The sequence below is a fragment of the Acinetobacter sp. UBA3132 genome (assembly GCF_002364825.1).
Classification (GTDB): Bacteria; Pseudomonadota; Gammaproteobacteria; order Pseudomonadales; family Moraxellaceae; genus Acinetobacter; species Acinetobacter schindleri.
Window position 1 is genome coordinate 16,661 of the sequence record NZ_DEZM01000074.1, and the last position, 7,422, is coordinate 24,082.

Consider the following 7,422-nt stretch of genomic DNA (forward strand, 5'->3'; position numbering starts at 1 on the left):
CGGTAAATATAAAGTGGACCACCGGCTTTTGGACCAGTGCCGGATAGACCTTCACCACCAAAGGGCTGTACCCCAACGACTGCACCGACAATATTGCGGTTAATATACAGGTTGCCGACATGTGCTTTCGAGATCACAGTCTGCATGGTTTCATCGATCCGGGTATGTAAACCCATAGTCAGGCCATAACCCTTACTATTGATCTGATCTAGCAACTGTGGCAGTTGGCCAGCTTTATAGCTAATCAGATGTAGCACCGGACCAAAAACTTCACGTTCCAGATCATTCAGGTTTGGCAGTTCAATTAAAGTAGGCGGAATGAAGGTGCCTTGAGCCAGTTCAGAAGCATCCTGATTAAACATCGATTGATGGACTTTATGGCCTTTGCTGCGCATCTGATCAATATGCTTCTGAATGTTCTGCTGGGCATCGGCATCAATGACCGGACCAATATCGGTTTTGAGCAGAGTTGGATTGCCAACTCGCAACTGCTGCATAGCACCTTTTAACATATGGCGTACAGTGTCCAGATTATCTTCCTGTACACACAATACACGCAGGGCGGAACAACGCTGACCGGCACTATCATAAGCAGAGTTGACCACATCTAGCACCACCTGTTCGGTCAATGCAGATGAATCGACAATCATGGCATTCTGACCACCAGTTTCGGCAATCAGGGTCACACTTTCGCCAAACTGGTTTAACCGTTTGGCTACAGTTTTTTGCAGAATCTTTGCTACTTCGGTAGAGCCGGTAAACATGATGCCTTGAATGCGGGAGTCCTGGCTCAGCTGGGCACCAATGGTTTCACCACGACCGGGCAACAGTTGCAATACATCTTGTGGAATGCCAGCTTCCCAGAGAATTTGTACAGCTTGGGCGGCAATCAGCGGAGTCTGCTCGGCCGGTTTGGCAATCACAGTATTACCCGCCACCAGTGCTGCAGAAATCTGGCCAGTGAAAATTGCCAGCGGGAAGTTCCAGGGGTTAATACACAGTACAGTGCCCAAAGGCTGGATATGGACATTTTCAGACAGATCTGACATCTGGCCAGCATAATAACGCAGGAAGTCAATCGCTTCACGTACTTCAGCAATGGCATTGGCATAGGTTTTACCAGCTTCACGCGATAGCATAACCATCAGGGGCAGCAGGCGTTGCTGCATCAGCTCGGCGGCTTTATTCAGACAGGCGGCACGTTCATTCTTTGGCAGATTGGCCCAGAAATGTTGTGCATTGGCAGCTTGGATCAGGGCAATTTCTGCCTGTTCAGTCGTTGCTTCATAAACGGTACCGACGATATCCTGATGCTGAGCTGGATTGATTACGTGTACAGTATTACTTGTATCAGGTTCTGAAAAAGCTGTGCCCATTGCTGCTGCCTGGAACTGGGTATCAGCCAGACTTGCTGCAACTTCATTTAAAGCATTGAGTTCCGCGTCATTGGCCAGATCCAGTCCAGATGAATTGATACGTGTGCCATAAAGATCTTGAGGATAGGGAATATGAGGATGTTTGGTACCCAATACATTTTCCTGTTGAGCGGTCTTTATAATTGTCTGACGAGGATTCTCGATCAGATCTTCAACTTTTAAGCTCTTGTCCGCGATGCGATTCACGAAAGAAGTATTGGCACCATTTTCCAGCAGACGGCGTACCAGATAGGCCAATAGGGTTTCATGATTGCCGACTGGGGCATAGATACGACATGGAATACCGAGCTTGCCAGCCGCTTTGTCACCGACCACATTTTCATATAGCGGTTCACCCATGCCGTGCAGGCACTGGAACTCGTATTGACCGGCGTAGTAACGTTCCGGGTTGGCAAGTTGGTAAATGGTGGCCACAGTCTGTGCATTGTGAGTAGCAAATTGCGGATAGATATAATCAGGTTCTGCCAGCAGTTTACGTGCGCAGGCAATATAGGACAGGTCAGTATGTACCTTGCGGGTAAATACCGGATAATCCGCCATACCTTCGATCTGGGCTTTCTTGATTTCGCTGTCCCAATACGCACCTTTGACCAGACGGATCATCAGGCGTTTCTGGCTGCGTTTAGCCAGATCAATGATGTAATCCACGACATAGAAGCAGCGTTTCTGATAGGCCTGAATCACAAAACCAATGCCTTTCCAGTCATTGAGTATCGGTTCAAAACACAGACGTTCTAAAAGCTCTAGGGAAATTTCCAGACGTTCAGTTTCTTCCGCATCGATATTCAGACCGATATTGTACTTTTTCGCCAGAACCGCCAGATTCAGTACTTTGCTATACAGTTCATCATTAACACGATCCATCTGTGAGCGCTGGTAACGTGGGTGCAGCGCAGACAGTTTGATGGAAATGCCCGGGCCGTTATAAACATCTTTATCTATTGATGCCTGACCGATGGCATGAATTGCATTTTGATAATCTTGATAATAACGTTCTGCATCCGGATCGGTTAGTGCTGCTTCACCCAGCATGTCATAAGAATATTGGAAACCTTTTTCTTCCAGACGTTCGGCATTTTTCAGTGCTTCATCAATGGTTTCGCCAGTCACAAACTGTTCACCCATCATACGCATCGCCACATCGACCGCCTTGCGGATAATGCCACGGCCACTGCGTGCCAAAAGGCCAGTTAACAGACTTGACAGGCTTTTCTGCTGTGGGGTTTCCATCAGCTTTCCGGTCAGCATCAGTCCCCAGGCCGCAGCATTGACAAACATCAGCTGGCTTTGCCCAAGATGTTCTTTCCAGTTGCCCTGATTGATCTTGTCACGAATTAACAGGTCGCGGGTCGCCGTATCCGGAATACGCAGCAAGGCTTCTGCCAGACACATCAATGCGATACCTTCCTGAGAAGACAGCGAAAACTCTTGTAATAGCCCTTGCACAATGCCGGCCTTGCCACCTGAACCTTTACGTTCACGCAAGGAATGCGCCAGATCAAAAGCCAGATTCTGGATTTTGTCCGTCAGTTCCGAGGAAATTTCACTATGTTCCAGCAACGTTTCCACGCACTCGGATTCTGCATGTCGCCATGCAGAATTAATGCGCTGTTCATATTCATTTTTATCCTTAAATTCAGCAATATAATTCGATTGCTGCATGGCATTCGAGTGCGAATTTGGGCGTAGGATGGTGGACATAGTGACTTCCTGTACTGCGTCAAACGTTTCTTTGAGTTGAATGAGTTTTAATCTATAATCCCAAAATAATTGACGAATATCTCACTATAGTTTGTATCATTTTTAGAGAATAATTCTAATGAATAGCCCATATGTAAGCCTTGACCGAATAGATATTCGTATTCTTGATTTGCTGCAATCTGAATCGAAAATTTCCAATATCAAACTGGCAGAAATGGTGAACCTGTCGCCAACAGCAGTACTGGCACGGGTGCAAAAATTGACCAAGGAAGGATTTATTCTCGGTTATGAAGCCCGTCTGAATCCCGTCAAGCTGAGTAACGGTTTTGTAGTTTTCGTCGAGATCTTGCTGGATAAAACTACACCGAATGTACTGGAAGAATTTTCTGAAGCAGTGCAGCATATTCCGGATATTGTGGAATGTCATATGATCAGTGGTGGCTTTGATTTTGTAGTAAAAATCCGCTGTGCGAATATGGATGAATTCCGTAAAATTTCCGGAGATATTCTGTGGCAGTTGCCGGGCGTAAAAGAAACCCGCAGTTATCCGGTGATGGAAGTAATTAAGGAAACCCAGCAGATCAGGCTGAAAGTACCTGCCAAAGCTAAAGTATAAAACGCTGATAAAACAAAAGGGACATAAAGTCCGTTTTGTTTTTGAAATAGAAAGATTATTTCTTTATTTCTGCCATTTCTTTTTGATATTCGGCTTTCGCCAGTTCAAAACGATTGACTACATCGTGACTTGGAGCTTTATCTAGCAAACTAACAATCACAATGCTAAGCGCTGCCAGAATAAATCCGGGAATAATCTCGTACAGACCTGTATCGCCCATATAATTTTTCCAGGCAATTACGGTTACTGCACCTACTATCATGCCCACAATTGCGCCATTGAGAGTCATGCGTTTCCAGAACAGCGAGAAGATGATCAATGGACCAAACGCTGCACCAAAGCCTGCCCACGCGTAAGCTACTAGACCAAGAACTTTGCTATTCGGATTGATTGCCAAGGAAATTGCAATCAGGGAAATCACAATCACCATGCCACGGCCAACCCAGATCAGTTCTTTTTGCGAAGCATTTTTACGCAGGAAACCTTTGTATAAATCTTCGGTAAGAGTTGTAGAACAGACCAGCAGCTGACAGCTTAAAGTACTCATAATCGCAGCCAGAATTGCAGCCAAAACGATGCCAGCCACCCAAGGATTAAACAGGATTTTGGTCAGTTCCATAAAGACTGTTTCAGGATTCTGGTTCACGATCGCTGCAGCAGGTAAATCAGGATTGACTGCAAAATAAGCAATTCCGATATAACCTGCAGACATTGCACCCACCAGACACAGGATCATCCAGGTCATGCCGATACGACGTGCAGCGGGAATGGTTTTTACCGAATCTGCCGCCATAAAACGCACTAAAATATGCGGTTGGCCAAAATAGCCTAAGCCCCATGCCAAACTTGAAATAATCGCCACCATACTCAGACCTTCCAGCATATTGGATGCATGTGGACGGGCTGTTTCAAGCAATGTACCGACCTGTTGAGCATTATTACCCAATGCCAGATAGGTAATGATCGGGGTAATTAACAAGGCGAAAATCATCAAACCGGCCTGAAAGGTATCGGTCCAGCTGATCGCCAGAAATCCACCGATACACACATACAGAATCGTGGCAACAGCACCGAGCCAGAGTGCAGTGGTATAGTCCCAGCCAAACAGGCTTTCAAATAAGCGTGCACCTGCAACCATGCCGGAAGCACAGTAAATCGCAAAGAACACCAGAATTACGATTGCAGAGAGCAAGCGTAAAATCCGCTTCTTATCCGAAAAACGGCTGGTAAAATAATCGGGCAATGTCAGGGCATTGTTCTGGTATTCGGTGTGGGCACGCAAGCGGCCAGCCACCAGGAGCCAGTTCAGCCAGGCACCAATAATCAGACCAATCGCAATCCAGACTTCAGACAAGCCAGACAGGTAAATTGCACCAGGCAGACCCATCAGCAGCCAGCCGCTCATGTCGGAGGCGCCTGCCGAAAGTGCAGTCACTACACTGCCCAGACTTCGCCCACCCAGAATATACTCATCAAAATTGGACGTCGCACGATAGGCGTATAAACCAATTCCAATCATGGCGACGATATAAAACAGAAAAGTAATCAGTGTCGGGTTTAGCGAGCTCATAGGCAGAGTATCCTTAAATATTGCACATCATCATCCGGGATGATTTTTTGTACTGCGTTCACAGGGCAGTGATTCAAACACGGTTTAAAAATTACACTCTGTAACAGTTAAGCGGTTTTTATGTATTCTTTATGTAAATTTTATTTTTTAAATAGGATATTATGGAATTTAAAATAGCTGAATAAAGCCAAGAATAGTCTAATTTAGAGCTAAGAAGCTAATTTTTAATAAATAGTTAAAATCATTAAACTTTTGTTATTCTATTACACAAAGTTACAAAAATAACAGCAAATGCGAACTAGACATATTTTGTTGCAAATATCACTTAAAAGATTTCTATTTGTTTCTGACCACTCCGCGCATAGTGAAAGAGCACCATCAAGGTGCATCATCGCCAAGAGTAAAAAATATGGACAATATGCTTCAAATTGACTTGAACAGAATCGAACTGGATTTATTGGGTAAAAAACAGATTCCACAGCATAGTTATTATGGAATTCATACTATACGTGCGCTGGAAAACTTTCAGATATCAGGTTTAACTGTAGGACAGCAGTTACATTTTATTCGCGCTTTGGCACAAGTTAAAAAAGCGTCTGCACAAACCAATCTACATTTTCAGAAAATTTCAGAACAACAATGTGCAGCCATTCAGCAAGCCTGTGATGAGCTGATTCAACATCCGGAAAACTGGCAGGATGCTTTTCCACTGGATCCTTATCAGGGCGGAGCCGGGACTTCTATCAATATGAATGCCAATGAAGTGATTGCCAACCGTGCGCTGGAACTGATGGGGCATCGTAAAGGGGAATATCATATTCTGCATCCGAATGATCATGTGAATACATCGCAATCTACCAATGATGTCTATCCCACGGCACTGCGTCTAGCGACTTATACACGTTTAGATGAACTGCTCAATGTGCAAAAATCTTTGATTGATACTTTATATAGTAAGGCTACAGAATTTCAGTATGTGATCAAGATGGGCCGTACTCAATTGCAAGATGCCGTTCCTATGACTATGGAGCAGGAATTCCGCGCTTTTGCGACTTTATTAAAAGAAGATTTTAAGCTGATTGAGCAGATGCGTCAGTTATTGCTGGAAGTTAATCTGGGTGCGACAGCGATTGGAACTGGTGTAAATACACCAACGGGTTATGCCAAGCGTGCTGTAGAAACTTTGGCACACATTACTGGTCTGCCTTTAAAAGGCGCGGAAGATTATGTAGAAGCGACCAGTGATTGTGGCGTATTCATTATTCTGTCTAGTAGCCTGAAACGTCTGGCAGTCAAGTTGTCCAAAATCTGTAATGACTTACGTCTCTTAAGTTCTGGACCACGTACTGGTTTGGCAGAAATCCGCTTGCCAGAATTACAGGCAGGTTCTTCGATCATGCCAGCCAAAGTGAATCCAGTGATTCCGGAAGTGGTGAATCAGATTGCATTTCGGGTAATTGGCAATGACCTGACCGTGACTATGGCAGCGGAAGCTGGACAATTACAGCTCAATGTCATGGAACCTGTCATCGCGATATCTTTAAATGAATCGATTCAATTGCTGACCCACGGTATGCAGACGCTACAGCAAAAATGTATTGCCGGTATTCAGGCCAATGAGCAGAACTGTTTAAATGCCGTGATGCGCAGCATCGGTATTATCACTTTACTGGAACCACTGCTAGGGCATGCCATGTGTGATGAAATCGGAAAACAGTGTATTCGTGAAAATAAAACTGTGCCTCAAGTCGTACTGGAGCTGGGTCTGCTCAGTCAGGCTCAGTTAGATCAAATCTTTGCCTTTCAAAATCTGGTTTCCGAAGTACCTGGCGAGATCAATCAGCTAGAACAAGTGTCCTGAAGCTCTTAAAGCTTTGAATCACGATTGATAGGATCGTGCTGATTTTAACCATTTACCCCAAATCCAATCTGTGGATTTGGGGTATTTTCATCTAGACTAGATAAATCCCACGATGAATTCGGAACATAGTATGTTTGATAAAATCAGCGCTTTATTCAAATCAAATAAACCTTCTCCTGAACAGCTTTATCTAGAAGAAAATAATATTCAATATACCGAACAAACTGGCTATATCGTA

General features: G+C 44.6%; 4 protein-coding genes. 2 read left to right on the forward strand and 2 right to left on the reverse strand.

The annotated features are described in order from the left end of the window. Positions 1 to 3,137 (reverse strand): bifunctional proline dehydrogenase/L-glutamate gamma-semialdehyde dehydrogenase PutA (gene putA, locus B4033_RS03485; RefSeq protein ID WP_286832124.1); only part of this gene is annotated, 3,137 nt, incomplete at its 3' end. Between the two features lie 118 nt (positions 3,138 to 3,255). Here putA and B4033_RS03490 point away from each other — a divergent pair. Beyond that, a complete protein-coding gene (locus tag B4033_RS03490; RefSeq protein ID WP_048881665.1) occupies positions 3,256 to 3,753 on the forward strand; it encodes an Lrp/AsnC ligand binding domain-containing protein in 498 nt (165 codons plus the stop codon). Between the two features lie 55 nt (positions 3,754 to 3,808). On the opposite strand, the gene putP is transcribed toward B4033_RS03490, so the two are convergent. After that, entirely contained in the window at positions 3,809 to 5,323 is a 1,515-nt protein-coding gene (gene putP / locus B4033_RS03495) for a sodium/proline symporter PutP (protein ID WP_076753457.1), read from the reverse strand. Between the two features lie 409 nt (positions 5,324 to 5,732). Between putP and aspA the strand changes: the two genes are divergently transcribed. Further along, entirely contained in the window at positions 5,733 to 7,184 is a 1,452-nt protein-coding gene (aspA, locus tag B4033_RS03500; protein WP_286832126.1) for an aspartate ammonia-lyase, read from the forward strand. Positions 7,185 to 7,422 lie beyond the last annotated feature (238 nt).